20 protein-coding genes, 1 rRNA gene and 1 pseudogene are annotated in these 22397 nt (G+C 37.9%); 12 read left to right on the top strand and 10 right to left on the bottom strand.

All coding sequences use genetic code 11. From position 1 onward, the window contains the following. Positions 1-119: ribosomal RNA gene (locus tag CIL05_RS18885) — 16S ribosomal RNA — on the bottom strand; the annotation flags it as partial. A 425-nt stretch (positions 120-544) separates the two neighbouring features. After that, on the bottom strand, positions 545-1426 hold the full coding sequence (locus CIL05_RS18880; RefSeq protein ID WP_095657097.1) for a nucleotidyltransferase-like protein: 882 nt from the start codon (positions 1424-1426) through the stop codon (positions 545-547). Positions 1427-1682: 256 nt separating this feature from the next. Between CIL05_RS18880 and CIL05_RS18875 the strand changes: the two genes are divergently transcribed. Next, positions 1683-2075 carry a YgzB family protein gene (locus CIL05_RS18875; RefSeq protein WP_095657089.1) on the top strand — a complete coding sequence of 131 codons (393 nt, stop codon included), beginning with the start codon at positions 1683-1685 and terminating at the stop codon, positions 2073-2075. 137 nt (positions 2076-2212) lie between these two features. Beyond that, the gene (gene pabB / locus CIL05_RS18870; RefSeq protein WP_338066954.1) at positions 2213-3937 is read left to right on the top strand and encodes an aminodeoxychorismate synthase component I; all 1725 of its coding nucleotides are present in this window, start codon (positions 2213-2215) and stop codon (positions 3935-3937) included. Positions 3938-4004: 67 nt separating this feature from the next. Here the strand turns inward: pabB and perR are convergent, their stop codons facing one another. The 7 genes and pseudogenes from perR to CIL05_RS18835 form a co-directional block, all read right to left on the bottom strand. Continuing rightward, positions 4005-4448, bottom strand: coding sequence for a peroxide-responsive transcriptional repressor PerR (gene perR, locus CIL05_RS18865; protein WP_095657087.1), 444 nt, complete (start codon positions 4446-4448; stop codon positions 4005-4007). A 261-nt stretch (positions 4449-4709) separates the two neighbouring features. Continuing rightward, positions 4710-5040: pseudogene (locus CIL05_RS18860) on the bottom strand (transposase). Further along, positions 5040-6368, bottom strand: a complete 1329-nt coding sequence (gene iscB, locus CIL05_RS18855; protein WP_206207805.1) for an RNA-guided endonuclease IscB — start codon at positions 6366-6368, stop codon at positions 5040-5042. Before iscB ends, CIL05_RS18860 begins: the two are co-directional and overlap by 1 nt. Before the next feature lie 256 nt (positions 6369-6624). Continuing rightward, complete coding sequence (locus CIL05_RS18850; protein ID WP_095657085.1) at positions 6625-7206, bottom strand: cob(I)yrinic acid a,c-diamide adenosyltransferase; 582 nt, start codon at positions 7204-7206, stop codon at positions 6625-6627. Positions 7207-7208: 2 nt separating this feature from the next. Continuing rightward, a complete protein-coding gene (locus tag CIL05_RS18845; RefSeq protein WP_095657084.1) occupies positions 7209-8156 on the bottom strand; it encodes a D-2-hydroxyacid dehydrogenase in 948 nt (315 codons plus the stop codon). A gap of 682 nt (positions 8157-8838) precedes the next feature. Beyond that, on the bottom strand, positions 8839-9306 hold the full coding sequence (gene bcp, locus CIL05_RS18840) for a thioredoxin-dependent thiol peroxidase (RefSeq protein WP_095657083.1): 468 nt from the start codon (positions 9304-9306) through the stop codon (positions 8839-8841). Positions 9307-9363: 57 nt separating this feature from the next. Next, positions 9364-9801 (bottom strand): potassium channel family protein, encoded by a 438-nt coding sequence (locus CIL05_RS18835; protein WP_095657082.1) that lies wholly within the window; start codon positions 9799-9801, stop codon positions 9364-9366. Positions 9802-9971: 170 nt separating this feature from the next. Here CIL05_RS18835 and CIL05_RS18830 point away from each other — a divergent pair, with 170 nt between their 5' ends. The 5 genes from CIL05_RS18830 to CIL05_RS18810 all read left to right on the top strand — a co-directional run bounded on the left by CIL05_RS18830 (position 9972) and on the right by CIL05_RS18810 (position 15870). Then, positions 9972-10673, top strand: a complete 702-nt coding sequence (locus tag CIL05_RS18830) for a response regulator transcription factor (RefSeq protein ID WP_095657081.1) — start codon at positions 9972-9974, stop codon at positions 10671-10673. Continuing rightward, the gene (locus CIL05_RS18825; RefSeq protein ID WP_165769171.1) at positions 10670-11662 is read left to right on the top strand and encodes a sensor histidine kinase; all 993 of its coding nucleotides are present in this window, start codon (positions 10670-10672) and stop codon (positions 11660-11662) included. The genes CIL05_RS18830 and CIL05_RS18825 overlap by 4 nt, the downstream gene beginning before the upstream one ends. Positions 11663-11801: 139 nt before the next feature. Next, positions 11802-12578, top strand: coding sequence for an ABC transporter ATP-binding protein (locus tag CIL05_RS18820; RefSeq protein WP_095657079.1), 777 nt, complete (start codon positions 11802-11804; stop codon positions 12576-12578). After that, the gene (locus tag CIL05_RS18815; RefSeq protein WP_095657078.1) at positions 12553-14478 is read left to right on the top strand and encodes an FtsX-like permease family protein; all 1926 of its coding nucleotides are present in this window, start codon (positions 12553-12555) and stop codon (positions 14476-14478) included. The genes CIL05_RS18820 and CIL05_RS18815 overlap by 26 nt, the downstream gene beginning before the upstream one ends. Before the next feature lie 99 nt (positions 14479-14577). Beyond that, on the top strand, positions 14578-15870 hold the full coding sequence (locus CIL05_RS18810; RefSeq protein WP_095657077.1) for a glutamate-1-semialdehyde 2,1-aminomutase: 1293 nt from the start codon (positions 14578-14580) through the stop codon (positions 15868-15870). Between the two features lie 127 nt (positions 15871-15997). Here CIL05_RS18810 and CIL05_RS18805 read toward each other — a convergent pair whose 3' ends face one another. Next, positions 15998-17182 (bottom strand): NADH-dependent flavin oxidoreductase, encoded by a 1185-nt coding sequence (locus CIL05_RS18805; protein WP_095657076.1) that lies wholly within the window; start codon positions 17180-17182, stop codon positions 15998-16000. An 890-nt stretch (positions 17183-18072) separates the two neighbouring features. On the opposite strand from CIL05_RS18805, the gene CIL05_RS18800 reads away from it, so the two are divergent. From CIL05_RS18800 to CIL05_RS18780, 5 genes are all read left to right on the top strand, one after another. Then, positions 18073-18405 carry a glycine cleavage system H family protein gene (locus CIL05_RS18800; protein WP_095657075.1) on the top strand — a complete coding sequence of 111 codons (333 nt, stop codon included), beginning with the start codon at positions 18073-18075 and terminating at the stop codon, positions 18403-18405. 104 nt (positions 18406-18509) lie between these two features. Beyond that, positions 18510-19304 carry a protein-ADP-ribose hydrolase gene (locus tag CIL05_RS18795; RefSeq protein WP_095657074.1) on the top strand — a complete coding sequence of 265 codons (795 nt, stop codon included), beginning with the start codon at positions 18510-18512 and terminating at the stop codon, positions 19302-19304. Between the two features lie 9 nt (positions 19305-19313). Beyond that, entirely contained in the window at positions 19314-20201 is an 888-nt protein-coding gene (locus CIL05_RS18790; RefSeq protein ID WP_095657073.1) for an SIR2 family NAD-dependent protein deacylase, read from the top strand. Between the two features lie 17 nt (positions 20202-20218). Beyond that, the gene (lplA, locus tag CIL05_RS18785) at positions 20219-21250 is read left to right on the top strand and encodes a lipoate--protein ligase (protein WP_095657072.1); all 1032 of its coding nucleotides are present in this window, start codon (positions 20219-20221) and stop codon (positions 21248-21250) included. Between the two features lie 30 nt (positions 21251-21280). Further along, positions 21281-22288, top strand: coding sequence for an LLM class flavin-dependent oxidoreductase (locus CIL05_RS18780; protein WP_095657071.1), 1008 nt, complete (start codon positions 21281-21283; stop codon positions 22286-22288). Positions 22289-22397 lie beyond the last annotated feature (109 nt).

Raw genomic sequence — 22397 nt, 5'->3', positions numbered from 1 at the left:
CGCCGCTCGTTCCACAAGTTCACACCCCGAAGGGTGATCCCTTGCTTCCCGCGCTCGACTTGCATGTATTAGGCACGCCGCCAGCGTTCGTCCTGAGCCAAGATCAAACTCTCCAAAAAAGTTTGAATAGAAATCGACACCAATCGATCCTATCAATTGTCTTAGCTTTTCAGAAGTGTTACCTTCTGATTTGTTACTTAAGAAAAACAATACATGTTCTTCTTGACATACTGGTTGTTTTGTTCAGTTTTCAAGGAGCAAATTTCTTGTCGCTCTCAATTCGGCGACTTTATCAATATACCACATCGACTTATATGATGTCAACAAGTATTTTTAACTTTTTGTCGCTAATTCCAACGGGAACTTTGCAACGACATTAACTTTATCATGGTTAATTTACAAAGTCAACGATTTTTTTACAAATAATTTACTTTCATATTACCGGGGTAAATAAACCAATGTTAATAAAGGAACATCAAGTTAAGTTCAAGCTTCTTTATCAACATTGGAAACACAAACCACACATAATTCTATTCAGGGTCGACTAAAAAGGTGCATCATTATTTACAACGTACATTCGATGATATACACCGTACCCTTTTGTTTCCTCCTTCACGATTTCAATAATATTTTTTTCCACCATGTAAGAAATTATTGCTGTAAGATCTAATGTATAGGAAGCTACCTGAGGCAAGGCCTTTAATTCTCCATATACCCAAGGTGTATCTTTTGATTGCATCGTATCTAATAAATGTTTTACGGATACCCTTGCCCTGCTCTTTATGACAAAGTCCATTGCAATGAGCATCAATTGAATGCGTTTCTCCATTTCTTCGGTGCTTTCAATAAACTCTTCATATAATTTATAAACTTCGAGATCGATTTGTTTCACTTGCCTCCATACAGTTACTTCAGGATAATAGCCCTTTTCAATCACTGCCAATCGAGCCAGATAATGAAGGGAATAAAGTATTTTACTGTTCGCATCTTTATATTCATTTGATTCATATAGCTCTTTTGCTTCACTGTAGCTTTTGACGAGCTTACCGAATTCAATTACTTTTCGTAAATCTCTTTTATCATAAGGAAAGTCTCTTAGCTGATCCTTTAAATTACTAATATATTCATTACGATCAAAAATTACTCTACCATAAATAATCCACTCTACAGCTCTGCGGTATCCACTTGTATCGATCCATTTCATTAATAAATTCTCTGTAACCACATGCAATGCTGCAGTTTTCTCAGCAAATTCGTAATGTTTTACATGCCAGGATTGATTTGCTTCATTAATTATTATAAGTAATATCACATCAAAATTATCTGTGATCGGACTGGTTGGTTTTGTTTTCTCCATTACAAGAACACCTAGTGTATTTGAGTCACTTGCATGTTCTTGATATATCGGTCTTAGGAAATTATCCATCATTGATTTCCTCCATTTTTTCTAAGTTTAGTTTATATTGGGGTAGTGTATAGAAATATAGCTTTAGTTAATCCCTGGACATAGACAGCCATGTACTGGCGCAGTCTATATATCGCTAAACAAGACGTACTGAAGTATTTTGTTCTCTCAATACTATATATATATTTCGTTACATTTACGTGAAATCCTTTTTTCTTCAACGAATATTTTTTAAAAATATGCTATACTACCTATGTAATATTTAAGGAGGACAACTATGGCTCGACTAATGTATTCAAGTAAAATAAATAAAATAAGATCCTTTGCATTGATTTTAATTTTTGGTGGCATTCTTTTAATGTATGGAGGAATATTATCAAGAGGTATTGATTGGTTGGTATTAATTTTCTTTATCCTTGGTGTATTAATGATTGTTTTAAGTTGTATGGTTTACGTCTGGATCGGAACATTGTCATTAAAAGCAATTCCAATTGTATGTCCAAATTGCGAGAAACCAACAAAAATGCTTGGCCGGGTTGATGCTTGTATGCACTGCAAACAAACGTTGACACTCGATAAGAACTTGGAAGGTAAAGAATTTGATGAAAAATACAATACACGTAAATATAGAAGAGAACTAAAAGAAGAACAAAAAAACACCTCAGAGTAAAATCCGTCATCGATTGACGGATTTTTTTGGCAAATAGGATAGTATTCAAACTTTCCTATTTGCATAGGTGTAACTATAATTAGCAATAAAGATGTTTGATTCGGTACACCATTCATTCAATGAAGGAGGCTATCTATTTGAATCCATTACTTCAATTCGATTTTGCTAATAATCAACAGGCAATACTCTTTAAAAATCCACGGGACATAATTAGTGCTCTCTCTATAGAAGAAGTTATTCCCGCCTTGCAAAAAGTACAGGAAGCGGTAAATTCCGGTTTTTATGCTGCAGGTTATATTTCTTATGAAGCTTCACCGGCATTTAATCATAATTTTCGGGTTAAGCCAAATCACCTGATGCCTTTACTATGGTTCGGTATTTTTGATAATCCCCACGATGAACCATTAAAAAGCTCAAGAGCATTTCAAACTACTGAATGGATTCCAACAACAAATGTAGATCGATTTAATTCCAGCATTGCTAAAATCAAAAACTATATAGAACAAGGAGATACACGTCAGGTAAATTATACGCTCCGGATGCAGTCACATTTTAGTGGTGATACCATTTCTTACTATAATCAATTGCAAAAGCTTGGGTCAGCTAATTACGCTGCATATCTTGATACTGGCGATTTCACGATACTGTCTGCTTCACCCGAACTATTCTTTCATTTAAAGGACGGAAAAATCACTTCCAAACCAATGAAAGGAACCATTGGTCGCGGGATAAATGAGGAAGAGGATAGAACAAATGCCCAGTGGCTCTATCATTCTGAAAAAAACAGGACAGAAAATGCAATGATAGTCGATCTAATGAAAGACGAATTAGGCGCAATTGCCAACCCTGGTACTGTGGAAGTTCCACATTTATTTACGATTGAAAAATATCCGACTGTTTACCAGATGACTTCAACTGTTACTGCCGAAATCGCAGCAAATCTTGGGATAGCTGACATTTTCAAAGCCTTATTCCCATGTGGGTCCATCACTGGTGCGCCTAAGGTTAGTACAATGAATATAATTGATGAACTGGAAGATAGTCCGCGTGAAGTATATTGTGGAGCAATTGGCTATATCACTCCGGATCAGGAAGCAATCTTCAATGTCCCGATTCGAACTGTATTGATAGATAACGAAAATAATAGAGCACAATACGGTGTTGGTGGCGGGATAACCCGGGATTCGACTGATAAGGAAGAGTATGGGGAAGTTTTAACAAAAACAAAGGTATTACATGTCAGACATGATGAATTTCAACTATTGGAATCACTCGGACTTAGAGAAGGAAAGTATCTGGTGCTCGAAAATCATTTAAAACGATTGCAGCAGTCTGCAGCATACTTTCGATTTGAGATAAATTTGAAATCAATCAGGGAAAAGCTTCTGGATTTTGCAGAAAAACATATAGATAGACAGTGGAAAGTACGTTTACTCGTAAACAAAGATGGAAGTATTAACATGGAAGGGAAAGTAACGCAGCCTTTTCAGCATTCAATGGAAGTAGCTTTAGCAAATACATCTATCGATAAGGAAGATATATTTTTATATCATAAAACAACAAATCGTACAGTTTATGAAAATAGACTGGAGCAGCATCAAGACGTTTTTGATGTTCTCCTGTGGAATCAGGACCATGAAATAACTGAATTTACCATGGGGAATGTAGTAGTGGAAATGAACAACAAACTTTATACCCCGCCGGTTGCATGTGGACTGCTGGCCGGAACATTCAGGGAAGCATTGCTGAAGGATGGAAGTCTTACCGAACGCAGGGTAATGCTAGATGAACTTGATTCATGCTCACGCCTCTGGCTGATCAACAGTGTAAGGGAATGGGTGCCCGTACAATTCAGGAAGTAGGACTTTGCTCTAAAACTAAAAAAATCCAAATGCAACTTAATCGCATTTGGATTTTTATCATGAATGATTAATGTTTCGTTGTTTCCAAGCTTTGGCATATTTCACATGTACCATAAATCTCCATGCGATGACGGCTGACATCAAAGCCTGTTACCTGCTCGGCTAATGACTCCACTTCATCTAATGACGGATAGTGAAAATCTACTATTTTACCACATTCATCACAAATAATGTGATAATGTTCTGTTGTATTACAATCAAATCGGCTTGAGGAATCACCATAGGTCAATTCGCGGATAAGTCCGTTCTCACGTAATACACGCAGATTGTTATAGACTGTAGCAACACTCATGTTAGGAAATTTCCCCTCAAGTGCTTTATAAATTTCATCAGCTGTCGGATGAACACCTGAGTTTAGAAGATATTCAAGAACCGCATGACGTTGTGGTGTGATCCGGACGCCTGACTCTTTTAATGTATGAATAGCTTCATTTAAGTGTTTTTCAGACATCGTCAACACCTCGCTTTCAATAGTTTATCTAAGCATAATAGCATTATTATATTATAATCTTTATAAATAGTTTACTTTGTTTCAAGGCATTATGTCAATATAAGTATATTATAACCCGTATTTAATTATAACTAACTAACTATTAATTATTCAATTATAAATAAAAATGTCCCCTAAATTAGCGGGACATCCTTTTTTATATAGAATTGGGCGTAAAACCACTAAACCTTTAGGTTAGTGGATGTTAGTCTGCCCTTATCCTTATCCTTGTTCTTGTATATATTTTTCAATTGTTTCTTTACTAACGTTGCTTATGGAACATGCAAAATAACCATCGCTCCAAAAAGTTCTCTCTTTCCAAAAATGATTTTTTAAGAAGTTGCATTGACTTTTTCAAATTCTATAAGTAGAAATTTGTTTTAAAAGCCTTACAATCTGCAAAATGCTAATTTTCGTATTCTCTGGTTATGTCGATAAGAATACCTTTCACTTCGCTTCCGACATAATTTAATAGCTTTTTTCTATACTTGCATACGAAAATTAAATGTGTCATCAATAAGAATTTGCTGTGATTTTTAGATTGATAATCCATTAGATAGCCACGATTCCTTTTCCATATTTACATGGTTTCAATTTCTTCGGATCTGGATTCTTTTTGTTATCTAACTTAACACTTTTTCCTTTGTTCATTGTTCCTATAACCTTACATAAGTTACCTTCGAAATAAACTAAATCATTAGGCTGATAAAAATAACGTTGTTTTCGAATCGTTTTTCTTCCTTTTGAAATTTTCTGACCACGGAAACCCTTTAGATTTTCGCCATTAGTGTTTTTGCTTCTCCTCGTTCGACCACAGTGCAATTCAGCGGCGGCTACTTTTTTTCCTGTTCTTAAATCAATGTACTTCGCATCGTAAAACTTTTGCAAAGAACGATTATTGCTTCTCGATTGTTTGAAAAATATAGGTTTCACTCTTTTGTGTTCCGTTCCACCTGCAATGACAAATGCATCGTTGTAGTGTGTTTTTTTAATCCCTAGTCTAATGCGGTTATTTTTTGTGATATACCCATAGGTATGTGTAACATCTTTTAAATTCACAAGTCTAAAGCGGACCGTGCTCATAAAGGTAGCATCTCTAAATTTGTTCAATTTTGGTTTTTTAGTTTGCCACTCATAAAGATATTTCCCTTTTTTATGGTTTGCGGAAGTGTGACATTTATTGCAAAGTGTAATTAGATTACTAGGGGCATCAGTACCTTCGTTATCCCTGAAAACAATATGATGTATTTCAAGAATTGGATGTGCTTCGTTGTTCTTGCAATCTGGATTTTGACAAGTATGCTTATCTCTGTGAAGGATATATTCACGGAGATTCCAGAAACCCATCATTTCTCCTTCTTGATATTGTTTTCCTGTGATTTCAGGGTTTTTAATCTTTTGAATATCGAAATTCGCTACTTCGATTATAGTTTTTGAAATCGGGAGAATTCCTTTTAACATATCTATAAACCGAATATGAGTATCTAGTTTATGCTGTACAGTCGGCGCAAACCAACCTTTCTTCTTGCTTGTAATTCGATTATCAAATCTTGGTTCCCGATGTCTTTTTCTGCTTCTTCTCTGTTTTCGATAATCCGAACGCTCTTTTAAGCGTTTTTTCACACCATCTAACAATTCCAATTCAGCAGATAATAATTCCTCTTTTTCAGACACAACAGAAACCCCAATGTATTTGTATCCACTATCTATCCCTAGTGTTAAGTCTTGCGTATGAGTTGTCGTTTCGAAAAGCAATTGAATGGTAAACGGTTTTCGCTGCACAACTTTTGCTTTTTTCTGTTTCAACATTCTTCTTACTTTGCCAAACCTCTTGGTTGGCATAAGTGCTTTTCCGCTTTTGTCTAATACATGTACTTTCACATTCAAAACTCCTTAAACGAGAGTAATTCAGCTATAAGCTGTAGGTCCACATCGCCAATGTTCAAATAGGTTTTAAAACAGCAACACTTCTCTTGCCATCAGAGATATTTAATCACTGTCCGCATTGCAAGGGACTTGTGGAGCATCCCAGGGTGCCTATCTATTCTAAATGAACGTAGTAAACTCGCAGCCTTGGGCATTACGGAATACTCAGGCCTAATCAACCAACTTGTAAGTTAAGCGCCCTTACAAGCCACTATCTTTTAGGGTAGTTGGCTGTTGACATATCTGCCTTCAATGGAATTTCTTCTCCACCCAGGCTTTGGTTTACATATCTTGCAGCTACAAACAAGAAATCAGAAAGTCTGTTCAAATAGGAGACAACCAATGGATTCACTACATCCTCCCCAAGACCAACCGCTGTACGCTCTGCTCTTCTGGCAACTGTTCGCGCTGTATGCAAGGCACTTGATGCACTATGTCCGGATGGTAAAATGAAGTTTTTTAAGGGCTGAAGCTGCTCATCCCATGCATCGATTTGGTCTTCCAGCTCCTGAATATGCTCTTGTTTCAACTTCCAGGTTACTTCTTTATCACCGGGTGTAGCCAGTTCAGCACCAACATGAAATAAAATGGTTTGAACACGGTGCATTTTTTCGAGAAATACTTCCTTCTCTTCCCACTTTTCCTGATCAAGAAAGCTTAGCCCCAGACCAATCATCGAGTTTGCTTCATCACATGTGCCATAAGCTTCGACGCGCAAATCATTTTTCGCCACACGCTTTCCGTAAATTAATGATGTTTTTCCCTTATCACCTGATCGTGTGTAAATACGCATAATTAATACCCCCTGGATAAATCTATTTTATTCATCATTTCAGCTTTTCCCTGCACATATACATCCAGATTTTCCGTAAATATTTCCAATGCACGAGTCGTATACTGTTTAGACATGCCTGATAAATGAGGTGTTATGGTTATATTTTCTTCCTGCCAGAATATATGCTCCTTCGGCAGTGGCTCTTCTTCAAAAACATCCAATATCGCATGGGATATTTCCTTTTCCTGAATCGCCTTTAATAAATCCTCACTTCGAACTAAATCTCCCCGCCCCATATTTAAAAACACGGCATGACCCGGCAGCAACTGAAAATGTTCGTATGTAAAAAGTCCGCTTGTTTCGTTTGTGCTTGGCAATACCGATACAACAAAATCTGCATATGGCAATACGTTTTTCATATCATTTACTTTATGCGTCTCATCAAAATACGCTACTTCCCTGCCACTTCTGGATACACCAATTGTCTTGATCTGAAAAGCTTTGGCCAAACGTGCAACCTCTTGCCCAATTGAACCGGTTCCGAGTATAAGCATGGTCTTACCGGTAATTTCCTGCATGTGTACAGAACGATCCCAATGCTGTTCCGCTTCACTTTTATATAACGCTTTTGCCTGGCGGTACACTTGCAATAACATGCCTATCGCATATTCAGCCATGGGAATCTTATGAATTCCCCTTGCATTTGTGACAACGATATTCTTTTCCTCAATTTCCTTAAACGGCATTTGTTCCAATCCTGCTGACATCACCATGATCCATTTCAGCTTGGCCGCGTGTTTTACTAATTCAGCTGTCAGGTCACTACCATAAGTTACTAGAATTTCTGCATCATTTAAATGTTCTTTGGCTTCATCCATATTATTGCAAAATATAAAAGTTTGGTCTGTATTATTTTCTATTAATTTCTCCCGATGTTTTTCGGATACTTTTGCAGAAAAAAGAATCAAGCAGATCCCCTCCCTATTCTAATTCTTACTTCTATTCTAAACGTTTTTCTAATTTTTGAACAATGAAAAGAAACTTTCGTTTGGTTTTATTTAGAGGTACAGGATTATTAGAGTTTGCCAGTAGTCAATACTACAATTTATATCCTTAAATGAAGGCCCTATTCGTAAGTTTAGTTGCTTTTTAAAATTCGTAGTAGATATTAACTGCGACATATCTGAGTGGTTGTTTTCCGCTGAGGACCGTTGCTTTCCGCGGGCACGGCTTCAGCCTCCTCGAGAAAACCACTCTGCGGGGTCTTCAGACACGTGCTTTTCCCGCAGGAGTCAACGGTCCTCCGCTCCAAACAAACATCATAAAGGTGGATAGCAATTGTTTGATTCAATCAAACGATAAATCACTTTTTAAAATTGACAAGCATAATACTAGCGGAAGAAATATACGAAGACTCCTGCGGGAGGAAAGGCATAGGTGAGACCCCACAGTGCGTAGCACGAGGAGGCTCACCAGCCACCCGCGGAAAGCGAAGTATATTTCTGGAGCGGTAATTACGCACCTTTCATCATCTTTAGTTACGTCGTCTTTTATATCTTTTGCGGCAAAAACAATATTCTTTAAAAACAGCCTAATTAAAAAATTCCAAACAAAAAGCAGCCCCGCTATCAGGACTGCTTCCTATATCATTTATAATTCTTCGCGAATATATTCCAATGCTTCTTCCACATGTCCTTTTACACTTACTTTGCGGAATTCTTTTTGCAGCTTGCCTTCTTTATCGATGATGAAAGTTGACCGCTCAATTCCGTAATACTCTTTTCCGAAATTATTTTTCAGCTTCCAGACTTCGAAATCCTCGGCTAGTTTATGATCTTCATCCGCTAATAGTAAGAATGGCAGATCATGCTTGTCTATGAATTTCTGATGCTGTTCCACTGGATCCGGGCTTACGCCAATAATCACTGCATCAAGCTCACCAAATTTTTCATGATTATCTCTAAAATCACATGCCTCTGTTGTACAGCCTGGTGTCATGTCTTTCGGATAAAAATATAAAACAACATGCTTGCCTTTAAAATCAGACAGGCTCACCTTTTCCCCATTCTGACTTGGCAAAGTGAAATCTGCTACTTGTTGTCCAACTTCTACTGTCATTAACGATACCTCCATACAATTATTCTACCTTCACTATATCATATGGAAGATAATGAATCATTCCTCACTGTTTCTCTGACCTGACTGAACGAGTTTTAAAACAAATGCTGTTGGCAGCACATATCCAATCAGGGCTTGAATTAATGCGATAAACCGGCCAATCCCAATTGGTGTAATATCACCATAACCAATCGTTAATAATGTTACCCCACTAAAATACATCGAATGAATAACAGAACCCAAAACATTAACCTGTCTCAACTCCCCATCTTCTACCAGGATAATCCCCTGAAAGGAAAGAATAAAATAGATCAACCCAAATCCGATAATAACAATACTATAAATGATCAATAATATATAAAACAGCTCCACCGAAAAACGGCTGTCCCGCATCTCCATTCGCCTTTTGATTTTTCCACCCCGAATAAATTCACTCAGACTCTTTAGGACAATAAAGCATATTACAGCAATAGAAATCCATGGAATGATATTCATACCGCGCCCCTTTTTAATTGTTCTATATGAGCGTGTTCAAAAAAGAGGATAACCTGAACTTTTTGAACATCCACTACTATACATATGCTCTTATAAAGACAAGCTTGTCATTTATTTTTCCATTGGAATACGATAGGATAAAACTAGAGCAAAGAAAGCGGTGGTTTATTTTGAAAAGAATTTTTCTGATTGAAGATGATCCGAAAATTGCCCAGCTGTTAAAAGAATACCTGGAACGATATGAATACAAGGTTGAGCTTGTTGAGGCGTTTGATAAAATTATTGATGAATTTAAAACGGTAGATCCACATCTTGTATTAATGGATATAAACCTGCCCCGCTATGATGGTTTTTATTGGTGCAGGCAAATCCGCAGTATCTCAAACTGCCCGATTATTTTCATATCCGCTCGTGATTCCGGAATGGATCAGGTGATGGCAATTGAAAATGGCGGTGATGATTATATAACCAAACCATTTAATTTTGACGTTGTTCAAGCAAAAATTAAAGGGATCATTCGCCGGATTTATGGCGAGTATGCACTAAGTAAGCAGGCTGACTTTTTGGAGGTAAATGGCTTTTATTTACATTTAACCGCCATGGAAATAGAATATGACAACAAGTCTGCAGTCCTGACAAAGAATGAATTTATTTTACTTAAAGCATTTATCGATCGGTTAAACCAGGTTTTATCCAGAACGTATTTGCTGGAAATACTATGGGATGATGAACATTTTGTCGATGACAATACGCTATCGGTTAATATTACAAGACTGCGAAAGAAACTGGAGGAAATCGGCATTCAAAAAAGCATTCAAACAGTTAGAGGGGCTGGATACAAAATGAGTGATACATGGAGCGAAAAGGAATGAGAGATTTTTTAAAAGACAACCTGCCCTTTATTTTATTTTTTTACTCCCAATGTGTTCTTATCATAGGTATTGCTCAGCTGGCTTCGATTATTGCTGGTCAATCTATGGGGCCTGATATACTCATTTATTTAATTGTTTTACCAACCTTCTGCCTCATCGTGTTTTTATTATTTCGATACGGTAAATTTCGTGATTTTTACATCAAGCATGAGCAGGCTATCGAAAGCTTTCCGGAGGCACCTAATCACTTATTGGAAAATATAAAAAGACAGCATGACATAAAAACAAATCGCTATGCTGAAGAAGTTGACAAGCTAGAGCAGCAAAAACAACTGGAATTCAATTTTATTCAGCAATGGGTGCATCAAATGAAGACACCTGTTTCCGTGATGCACTTAACGATGCAAAAAGAAAAATTAAATTTGCCGGAGGATTATTATCATAGCATGACCGAGGAGCTGGAACGACTGCAGCAGGGACTGGATCTTGTCTTATATCAATCACGCTTGCAAAAATTTGATCGTGATTTCCATGTGCAAAAGCTAGCCCTTAAACCAATGGTAACCGATGTGATTCAGGAGTTTAAGTCTAGCTTCATTCGTCATCATGTATTTCCAACCGTTACCATCGATGAGACAATTACGGTTGCCACAGATCCGAAATGGTTTCGCTTTGTTATTACACAGCTGCTTTCCAATGCGATCAAATATTCAAAAGAATCATCAGATAAAATATATTTTACCGTAATGGAAAAGGCTAAGACATTGACCCTGGAGATCCGCGATACAGGACATGGCATTCCAACCCAGGATTTAAACAGGGTTTTTGATCCATTTTTCACTGGTCTAAATGGACGAACATTCCGGGAGTCGACTGGAATGGGTCTGTATTTATCAAAGCAAATCTGTGATGCACTTGGTCATGATTTGGAAATAACGTCAGTGCAGGATAAAGGGACAGCAGTCACCATTACTTTTCAGAATCCTTAACCTTACAACTATGTAAGGTTTGTTTTTTCATTTGAAAGAAAGAACGATAGGTGGTAAATAGTCCACTGCGATATAATATAAGGAAGGTTTAATCAGACTGATAAAAAAAGATCCCCGCAGGCAGCAAGGAGGCAAGCTGATGTCGATATTAACAGCGGAAAATTTATCAATGGTTTATGGCAGTAAAAGCAGTATGCAATACGAAGCATTACAACACTTTAATTTAACCGTAAGTAGTGGTGAGTTTATCGGAATTATGGGTCCATCCGGAAGCGGTAAAACAACATTACTAAATTTATTATCAACCATCGACACACCCACATCGGGAAAAATAAATATAAATGGTTCAACAATTACTTCCCTAGCTAAAAATAAATTGGCGAAGTTTCGCCGGAAAGAGATGGGGTTTATTTTTCAGGATTATAATCTGTTGGACACACTGACAATCGGTGAAAACATTTTACTTCCATTAACATTAAATAAAGTGAAAGTAAAAGAGATGGAAAAAAGACTTGTAATCGTTACGAAGCAACTGGGAATCGATGCAATTATTCATAAAAGGATTTACGAAGTGTCTGGCGGACAAATGCAGCGTGCAGCGATAGCACGCGCCATTATTCATGACCCCACCATCATTTTTGCAGATGAACCAACAGGAAACCTTGATTCGAAAGCCTCCCTTCAAGTGATGGAATCATTAAGTAAACTGCAGGAAGTTAGAAAAACAACGACCTTGATGGTCACCCATGATCCCTTTGCAGCAAGCTTTTGTGGCCGTGTAATTTTTATTAAGGATGGTAAATTATTTAATGAAATCCATCGCGGGGACAATCGCCAAACCTTTTTCCAGGACATTTTAAATGTGCAGTCATTGTTGGGAGGAAATATGGATGACTTTCAGACAATTCGCATTTAATAATGTTAAACGAAATACACGTGCCTATTTAAGTTACTTTTTGAGTTGCGTGTTTGCAGTAACTGTATTCTTCATGTATGCCGTAATCGTTTTTCATCCTGACATCGCAAATTATGAATTTCGTGACATCGTTCAACGTGGAATAATTGTTTCAGAGGTTATTATCTATGGATTTTCTTTTTTATTTGTTCTCTATTCAACAGACTCCTTTATTAAATCGAGAAAACGGGAATATGGTCTGCTCACAACTCTTGGTATTAGTAAATCTCAATTAAACCGACTGCTTATTTTGGAAAATACAATTATTGGAATCACTTCTATTGTGACAGGAATTATAATAGGCGCATTACTGACAAAGCTATTTTTAATGGTTTTTTCCGCAGTACTTGGTTTAGGTGAGGTCTTGCCATTTTTCCTATCTTTAAAAGCAATTGGTATAACCGCTGGATTATTTTTCATTATGTTTGAATTGAATTCACTCGCAGTTGTCTGGACATTACGTACAAAATCAATCATGGAAGTTTTCCGTGGTTCGAAGTCACCTAAAAAAGCACCGAAGTTCTCTAAAGCTTTAAGCATTTTATCGCTTGGAGCCATTGGAACTGCCTATTATTTAGCCTATACTGCTGATTTGGTATCTATGATGCTCCGAATGCTTCCTATATTAATATTAATTATTCCTGGAACCTATTTTCTTTTTACACAGTTAAGTATTGCACTAACTAATGGGCTCAAACGCAATAAAAAATATTATTATCATCATTTAAATATGCTAACTGTTTCTGATTTAACATTTAAATTAAAGGATAATGCCAGGTTATTATTTTTTGTTACCATTTTAAGCGCAGTTGCTTTCACCTCTTCCGGTGTATTGTATGGGTTATTTCAAAGTGTGGAAATGCAGGCAGAGCGGTTTGCTCCACAGGATGTTACCCTAATCAGCAAAGGAAAAACAAATGAAGCGGCTTTTCGTGATGAAACGAAGCAGGTTAAACAAAGCTTTCATGAAGAGAATATTCCTTTTGAAGCATTGCAGGTTAATTCGACACAGGTAAAAGTTAACTCAAGTGACAGCAGATGGAATGACACATGGTTAATGGTATATTCCTATTCTGATTACAAAGAAATGGTGGAATTAAATGGCGATACTGTTCCGTTTAACATAGATAATGGGAATGCATTTGTTTTGATGGATGATTTTGTTTCCCCCCAAATGGAATTTGAATTACCTGAGCATTTCACGATAGAATCGGAGAATGAAAAAGTTAACGTTGCGGTTGAATCATCTGACAATACGCTGAACAGAAGCTTTTATGTTTCTTTTCCCCTAATTGTTTCAGATGATCTATTTGATCGATTTTATACAGCGGCAAAAGGAAATGAAATTTACTATAATTATGTCATGGATATACCAAATTGGACTAATTATGCCGAGGAAATTGCAACCATCGTTGGAAACGGAAATATTGATTATGATATTGCATTTTCGGATTCACAGGCACAGTTCTACACGACGAATAAAGAGGCAATGTCCTACCTTTTCTTTTTCGGTATATTTATTAGTGTTCTATTCTTTTTAGCAGCCGGATCTATTCTTTATTTTCGAATGTATCAGGGCTTGGATAAGGATTTACATCATTTCCATTCCTTATATCGAATCGGTTTGACTGATAAGGAAATGAGGAAAATAGCAACAAAACAATTGGCACTTTTGTTTTTTATTCCATTTTTTGTTGCGCTTGTTCATGCAGGCTTTGCTTTTAAAGCACTCTCTAACATGCTTTCTACATCAGTTACATTACCTGTCATTATTGTCATTACCATTTATTTCATCATTCATTTTGCAAACTTTATTTTTATCCGGAATATTTATACATCAAAACTAAAAAAAGTTATGTAAAATCTTTATGTGCAATGAATAATTATGGGTTCATTTCGTTTTTTTGTTATAGTATTAAATGTGATTGATGGATTTTGATAGTCAGGGAGGATATTTTAGATGGATTTTACCAAATCAAAAAGATTACATGAAGAAGCACTTGAACATATTGTTGGTGGTGTAAACTCACCATCCCGTGCCTATAAAGCAGTTGGCGGCGGTTCACCAGTTTATATGGAGCGTGGCCAGGGTGCCTATTTCTGGGATGTTGACGGGAATAAATATATTGATTATCTGGCAGCATATGGTCCAATAATTACCGGACATGCCCACCCACATATTGCTAAAGCTATTGCACATGCGGCGACAACCGGTGTACTGTACGGCACACCTACACGCCTAGAAAATCAATTTGCAAAAATGCTGAAGGATGCGATTCCTTCATTGGAAAAAGTACGTTTTGTAAACTCCGGTACAGAAGCGGTAATGACAACGGTCCGTGTTGCACGTGCCTATACCGATCGGACAAAAATAATCAAATTTGCCGGAAGCTATCACGGACATTTCGATGCAGTACTTGTAGAGGCTGGATCAGGCCCTGCAACATTAGGTACCCCAGACTCTGCAGGAATTCCGAAGTCAGTTGCAGAGGATGTTATTACAGTTCCATTTAATAATTTAGATGCATTTAAGGAAGCATTGGACCATTGGGGAGATCAAATTGCGGCTGTTTTAGTTGAACCTATTGTAGGGAACTTTGGCATTGTTGAGCCACATGAAGGGTTCCTAAAAGCTGTAAATGATTTAACACATGATGCCGGGGCATTGGTTATTTATGATGAAATAATTACTGCATTTCGATTTACTTATGGAAGTGCCCAGCAAGTATATGGGATAGAGCCTGACATGACAGCAATGGGGAAAATCATTGGTGGTGGCTTGCCAATTGGAGCTTACGGTGGACGTAAGGATATTATGGAACAAGTTGCACCTTTAGGTCCAGCCTATCAGGCAGGAACCATGGCCGGAAACCCTGCTTCCATGGCATCCGGTATCGCCTGCCTGGAAGTTTTACAAGCAGATGGAGTATATGAAAAACTGGATCAGCTAGGCGAACAGCTGGAGATTGGGATTTTGGAAAAAGCACGTTTTAACGGGATTCCAATTTCTATCAATCGCTTATGTGGTGCTTTAACCGTGTACTTTGGCGACTCGAAAATCACAAATTTCGAACAGGCTGAAGCTACTGATGGCGAAGCTTTTGCGAAGTTTTTCCAGTTAATGCTTGAGCAAGGTGTGAACCTGGCACCTTCTAAATTTGAAGCATGGTTTTTAACAACAGAGCACACAGAAGCTGACATTGACGAAACGATTGAAGCTGTAGGAAGAGCTTTTGCGAAAATGGCTGAATAATTTTTAGATCTTTAACAGTACATCCTTCTTTATGGAGGATGTATTTTTTAATTGGCAAAGAAAAAACACCAAGCCTTACCTCTAAATGAGTTTAATAAGAATTGGTGTTTTTTGTGATGGTCTAGAACTATTTATACAATTTGCGAAGGTTTTGACGGGCACCCTCTGAAAGGGATCCACCGATATCCATTAATTCGACAATGTCTTTAAAGGCGCTTTCGGGAATCGCTAAATCAGCTAGCTCTTCTGGAGAAAAACCTAAGTTAATCTCATCTTCCCTGCCCTCTTTTAATTTGGTAACAAAGCCAGGTTCGGTAACGAAAGGTGTAGACGCACCGACCATATCAGAAAATTGGAAAGCTTCCAGTGCCTTTTCTGGTGTGTTGATGCCACCTGTAGCCATAACCGGAATACGACCAGCGATATGTTCGTACACAACCTGATTCATGAATTCATTTTTAAAATTACCTTGGCGAATCGTTTGTTTATAAATGTTCTTGCCCCAACTTGCAGTAGCTAAATATTGGATATTTGCTACTTCCATAATTCGATCCATGAAGTAAAGGAAGTCTTCTACACTGTAACCAATTTCATTGCCGCGCGTTTCTTCCGATGTGGCTCTAAACCCGAGAATAAAGTCAGCAGGTGCTTCTTCATCAATAACTTTCTGAACAGCCTCCACCACTTCGATACCAAAACGTGAACGATTTTCAATAGTTTGCACGCCGTATTCATCATCACGCTGATTTGAAAAAGTGGATAAAAACGTTTGAATTAATAAGCGCTGGGCACTTGAAATTTCAACACCGTCAAAACCAGCTTTAATCGCACGACGGGTTGCGTCAGCATATTGCGTAATGACATGCCCGATTTTACGTTTAGTCATCGGTAAGACCGTATGTTCAACGGGACTCTTCAGGTTCATTTTACTTGGACCATAAACGACACCAAAATCCTTAAGCGATATTTTGGAGAAACGACCAGCATGTGTTAATTGAATAATTGCCTTAGCACCGTCTTTTTTCATCGCCCCGGCAAGTTTCTTGAGACCATCGATGCTGCGATCATCATCGATACTAAAGCCATATTCAAACAATTGCCCATATTCCTCGATATACGCAGCACCTGTAATTTGTAAAGGTGCTGAACAAGCACGTCGCTGTGCATAAGCCAAATCTTCCTGCGTAACATAACCTTCAACGGTTGAGGAATTCGTAATCATCGGGGATAGGACAAAGCGATTATCTAATTCAATACCATTTGGTAGAACGATCGTTTTAAATAAGGGTCTGTATTGTTCTGTTGTCTTCATATGTATATCCACTTCCCTCCATCACGCTATATTTGCTGTTAACTAAATGTTACCACCTTGCCGGGTAGTGTCAATTTAATAGAGTTTCTCTACCTGTAACAATAGATTTATTCCAGATAAATTTATCATACGTTGTAATGATTTGCTATTCTTATAATTTTATAAATAGAAAAAGATACTCTGTTTGAGGTATTGTTAATACATGATATACTAAAATATAGGCTGTTTTCGCATAGATTGGGACTGCACACTGCTCGTCCCACCGAAGTGATTGGGGACTGAGATTACTCACCCCACCAAAAGACTTGTTGTTATCTGCACCATAGTCGATGTAAAAGACGACGTAATTAGAGATGATGAAAGGTGCGTAATTATCGCTCCAGAAATATACTTCGCTTTCCGCGGGCGGCTGGTGAGCCTCCTCGTGCTACGCACTGTGGGGTCTCACCTATGCCTTTCCTCCCGCAGGAGTCTTCGTATATTTCTTCCGCTGGTATTTCGGTTACTACCGTTAAACAGTATTAGTAATCAATATTAAAACTTCGAACCACCTCACTAGTTCGGGTGAGTGAAGGGCGGTGACTCCTGCGGGAACAGCACGTGTCCGAAGACCCCGCAGAGTGGTTTTCTCGAGGAGGCTGAGGCCGTGCCCGCGGAAAGCATCCGCCCGCAGCGATCCCGAACGGCGATTATTGCAAATACTTATAGCAAACAGTAATTACGTCGTCTTCTATAGAAACAGAGAAGGTTAAAAAGCAACAAATGGTTTCGATGGGGCGAGTAGTGCGCAGTCCCAGTATTTTGGTGGGGCGAACGAAGTGCAGTCCCAAAGTTTACAAAAAGAGCCTAAATATATATGATGAAATTTAAAAAAGAAAGAAGGATTAGTAATGAAAAAACGAGGAAATTTCTTATTCATTGAAAAGAATGATGACATTTATACCTTAAGTATGACACCAGAAATGCAAGATGATATTGGTACTGTTGGATTTGTAGAATACTTAGATGGCGATACACTTAACGTAGATGATGCAATTTTAAACTTAGAAGCTGCAAAGACTGTTCTTGAACTGGCCTCTCCAATAGCCGGTAAAATTGTTGGACGCAATGAAGCAGCAATAAGTGAACCAGCCCTGCTAAACTCAGCCAAAACAGAAGAAAATTGGGTTGTAAAACTAACAGACGTGGATGAAGCAGCATTTAACAAATTAGAAGAAGCTTAATTAATAAATTCTTGGTAGACCTATTTGTCTATGTTAATCAGCGTACAGATTGACAATAGTAATAGGTCTATTTTTGGTAACTATATATCTCTGGGGAGTAGGCTATGGATCAGGAAGCTAGATTGGATTATCTAATTGATTATTTATTGAATGAGAACCCAAATACTAAGGAACAAATGATGCAGTATAAAACGAATACCGTAGAAGAAAAAATAACGTTGTTTTGGGGGCTGTGTAATATCCGAAAACCTGACCCGGTTCGAGGAGAATTTACTGAGGTTCAAGATGCTTTCTTAACACAGTGGAATAACGAAAGACATGTAACCACATTGCATGATTTAGAAGCTGCTGGGCCTCAACTTTATTTATGGCAAGGTGATATTACGAGTCTGGCAGTTGATGCAATTGTTAATGCAGCCAATAGTGAAATGCTAGGTTGCACACAAGCAAATCATCATTGTATCGACAATATTATTCATACCCGTTCGGGCGTGCAATTGCGCTTAGATTGTGATGTGCTAATAAAAGAACAAGGTCGTAAAGAGCCGATTGGGAAAGCGAAAATTACGAAAGCCTATAATTTACCAGCAAACTATGTCATTCATACCGTTGGGCCATTTATCAACCAACGTGGTGTCTCACCGTTAAAAGAGCAATTACTCGCTTCGTCTTATTATTCCTGTTTAGCATTAGCGGATGAGAATCAATTAGGCAGCCTTGCTTTTTGCTGTATTTCGACAGGTGAATTTAATTTCCCGAATCAACGTGCAGCTGAAATTGCGATTCAAACGGTGAAAAAATATATAAGAAATACCGGATCAAAGCTTCATATTATTTTTAATGTATTTAAGGATGAGGATTTAAAAATTTATCAGTCTATATTAACGCAGAGAGAATAGGGGATTGTTATGCAGGAACTTAAAGGACATTGGCAGACATTAACGATGGAATCAGAATCATCATTATCACAAGCCGATTTATTAAACCAACTAACAGAAGAAGCTGAAGCAATTGTCATTGGAATTGGTGCAGGAATGTCTGCAGCGACCGGGTTTACATATGTAGGGAAAAGATTTACGGATGCTTTTCCTGATTTTACCCAGAAGTATCGCTTCTTTGATATGTTACAAGCAAGTCTATTTGATTTTGAAGATGAACAAGAATATTGGGCATTTCAAAGCCGCTTCAGTTTGTTGAATTTCTTTGATCAACCAGTAGGACAAGCATATGTCGATTTGCGACACATGATGACTGGTAAAAATTATCATGTTATTACGACGAATGCCGATAATGCATTTTATGCAGCGGCGTTTGATATGGAAAAAGTGTTTCGCATTCAAGGAGAATACGGGCTGTGGCAATGCTCCGAACATTGTCACCAACAGACATATCACGATGAAGCCTTAATTCGCCAAATGGCCCGGGAACAATCAGATATGAAGATACCTGCAAATTTAGTTCCTCATTGCCCGAAATGTGGAGCCGGTTTGGAAGTTAATAAACGTAATGAAGAAAAAGGAATGGTCGAAGATGGTCATTTCCATGAACAGAAAGAGCGTTATGATCAATTCTTAAAAGAAAATCAAGACAAGAAAGTACTTTTTTTGGAAATTGGTGTGGGACATACAACCCCACAATTTATTAAACACCCGTTCCAACAAATGACGGAAAAAAATGCGAAAGCGTTATTTGTGACAATGAATCAAAAAGATTACTTCATTCCACACGGGATTCGTCCGCAAACAGTGCGAATTGATGAAAATATTGCTGAAGTGTTACATGCGAGTAGCAAGTGAATAATGGGGGCTAGCAAATGTATTTAATTGAATCAAAGCGTAATGGAGAATGGATTTATGACCCAGGAATGGCAATGGCCCTGCAAGAATATGTGAAAGACCATATTTTCTTAGATGATGATGTTTTGTTCCCATACATGATGCACCCAGCTGTTCAAATTGGAAAATTTCAGAATGCATACGAGGAAGTCAATCAGCCTTATATGGATGCAAATGATATTAAAATCATTCGCCGTGAAACAGGTGGCGGTGCAATTTACCTCGATGATCGAAATATGAGTTTTTGTTTCTTATTTGATGGCAGTAATGACATTTATGGGAACTACGTGAGTTTGTATGAACCGGTCGTCAAAGCACTTGAGAATTTAGGTGTAGATCATTTAGAACAAAAAGGCCGTAATGATTTAGTTTTAGATGGTAAGAAAATTTCTGGTGCAGCGATGACCTTACAGAAAGGTCGCGTTTACGCTGGGTATTCGTTACTTATGGATCCTAATTATGAAGCAATGGTATCCGTCTTGAACCCAAACCAAAAGAAAATTGATTCACATGGTATCAGGTCCGTCCGTAGTCGAGTAGGATCAATTCGTCCCCATATAGCACCGGAATACCAGGAAATGACGGTCTGGGACTTTACGGATTATATGATTTGCCAATTACTTGAAGTTGATGACGTCAGTGAAGCGAAGCGCTATGAACTAACGCCAGAAGATTGGGTGGGTGTCGATAAAATTGCTGCTGAGAAATACAACAATTGGGACTGGAATTATGGCCGCTTTAATCAGTTCGAATATCGTTTAACAGAACGTTTTCCAATTGGAACGATTAGTGTCGGCTTAGGCGTTGAGCATGCTAAAATTGCTGCCATCCAGATTACGGGTGACTTCTTTGGTACAAAAGATATAAAAGAAATAGAAGCAGCTTTAGTCGGGGTACGGTTAAGAAAAAAGGACTTATTAAATGCGTTAGAGCCGTTCGATTTGGCTAATTATTTCGTAAAACTAACGAAAGAAGAATTAGTTAGTTTTATCTTAAGCGAAAAAGTATAAACACCATGAGATTTAGAAAGAAGGGTCAAATTGGTTAAATTAGGGATTTTAGATTACGCTCAAATTGACGAAGGCTCGAGTGCCGGGGAAGCTTTGCAGCATACGATTACGCTAGCTCAATTAGCGGAAGATTTAGGTTACGAACGGTTTTGGATGGCAGAACATCATAACGTTCCTGCTTTTGCCAGTAGTTCACCGGAACTGATCATGATGCGTTTAGCAGATGCGACCGAGCGGATTCGTATCGGTTCTGGCGGTGTGATGATTCCGCATTATAGTCCTTATAAAGTAGCTGAAAATTTTCGGATTCTCGAAGCGTTTCATCCTGGTCGAATTGATTTAGGAATAGGCAACACGCTAGGAACGGCCATTGTGAATCGGACATTGAATGAGAATAAAAAGGGTAAGCTCAATTACGAACAGAGTATTGTTGATTTAACCAAGTATTTGAGCGACCAAGTGGATGAAAACCATCGTTTCTCCGGGATTACTGCTAACCCGGTTATTTCAACAGTTCCTCAAATGTGGGTGCTATCAACTAGTGTCAGAAATGCTAAGATGGCTGCTAATTTAGGAATTGGCTATACGTTTGGATTATTTCCAATTGCAGGTATTGATAAAATAAAAATTGGTATCCAAGCAGCGAAGGCATATCGTGAGAATTTTAAACCTTCGTCTTTCATGCCGGAACCCAAAGTGTCCATTGCCCCATTTGTTGTCGTTGCCGAAACGAATGAGGAAGCTAAAAGATACGCAGAAGCCTTAGATTTCTGGTTACTCGGCACAGATAATTTTGGCTATTTAAAAGAATTCCCATCAGTTGAAACAGCTCGAAACTATCCATATACAGAAAAGGAAAAGGCAATTATTCAAGCGAATCGAACCCGGATGGTTGTGGGCGATATTGAAAGTGTCACAGAACAATTAAAGGCGTTGATTACTCAATTTAAGGCAGATGAAGTCCTGTTAATACCGCTTATGCCAGGGTTAGAAGCCCGCAAAAAAGCTATTAAATTATTGGCTGGAGCATTCAATTAGGATTTCTGAGAAGTTCGGTAACTTTAAGCAGGAGTTGAATAAGGCGATCATTCATTTGATTGTCTTTTCTTTTTTGAGAACCGTTTGGAATATTACGTTAATATTAAAT

Source organism: Virgibacillus profundi (genome assembly GCF_002287375.1).
In the GTDB taxonomy this organism is placed as follows: Bacteria; Bacillota; Bacilli; order Bacillales; family Amphibacillaceae; genus Virgibacillus_K; species Virgibacillus_K profundi.
The sequence above is the reverse complement of the archived record's forward strand: the minus strand, read 5'-3'. Positions and strand labels throughout refer to the sequence as shown.

Coding starts and splice junctions, on each gene's coding strand:
- bcp (WP_095657083.1), bottom strand. CDS start 9,306: ATGACAGTAGAAGTTGGACAACAAGTAGCAGATTTCACTTTGCCAAGT.
- CIL05_RS18800 (WP_095657075.1), top strand. CDS start 18,073: ATGAAAAAACGAGGAAATTTCTTATTCATTGAAAAGAATGATGACATT.
- CIL05_RS18880 (WP_095657097.1), bottom strand. CDS start 1,426: ATGGATAATTTCCTAAGACCGATATATCAAGAACATGCAAGTGACTCA.
- CIL05_RS18815 (WP_095657078.1), top strand. CDS start 12,553: ATGACTTTCAGACAATTCGCATTTAATAATGTTAAACGAAATACACGT.
- perR (WP_095657087.1), bottom strand. CDS start 4,448: ATGTCTGAAAAACACTTAAATGAAGCTATTCATACATTAAAAGAGTCA.
- CIL05_RS18795 (WP_095657074.1), top strand. CDS start 18,510: ATGGATCAGGAAGCTAGATTGGATTATCTAATTGATTATTTATTGAAT.
- CIL05_RS18790 (WP_095657073.1), top strand. CDS start 19,314: ATGCAGGAACTTAAAGGACATTGGCAGACATTAACGATGGAATCAGAA.
- CIL05_RS18820 (WP_095657079.1), top strand. CDS start 11,802: ATGTCGATATTAACAGCGGAAAATTTATCAATGGTTTATGGCAGTAAA.
- CIL05_RS18825 (WP_165769171.1), top strand. CDS start 10,670: ATGAGAGATTTTTTAAAAGACAACCTGCCCTTTATTTTATTTTTTTAC.
- CIL05_RS18875 (WP_095657089.1), top strand. CDS start 1,683: ATGGCTCGACTAATGTATTCAAGTAAAATAAATAAAATAAGATCCTTT.
- CIL05_RS18810 (WP_095657077.1), top strand. CDS start 14,578: ATGGATTTTACCAAATCAAAAAGATTACATGAAGAAGCACTTGAACAT.
- lplA (WP_095657072.1), top strand. CDS start 20,219: ATGTATTTAATTGAATCAAAGCGTAATGGAGAATGGATTTATGACCCA.
- CIL05_RS18835 (WP_095657082.1), bottom strand. CDS start 9,801: ATGAATATCATTCCATGGATTTCTATTGCTGTAATATGCTTTATTGTC.
- CIL05_RS18805 (WP_095657076.1), bottom strand. CDS start 17,182: ATGAAGACAACAGAACAATACAGACCCTTATTTAAAACGATCGTTCTA.
- CIL05_RS18850 (WP_095657085.1), bottom strand. CDS start 7,206: ATGCGTATTTACACACGATCAGGTGATAAGGGAAAAACATCATTAATT.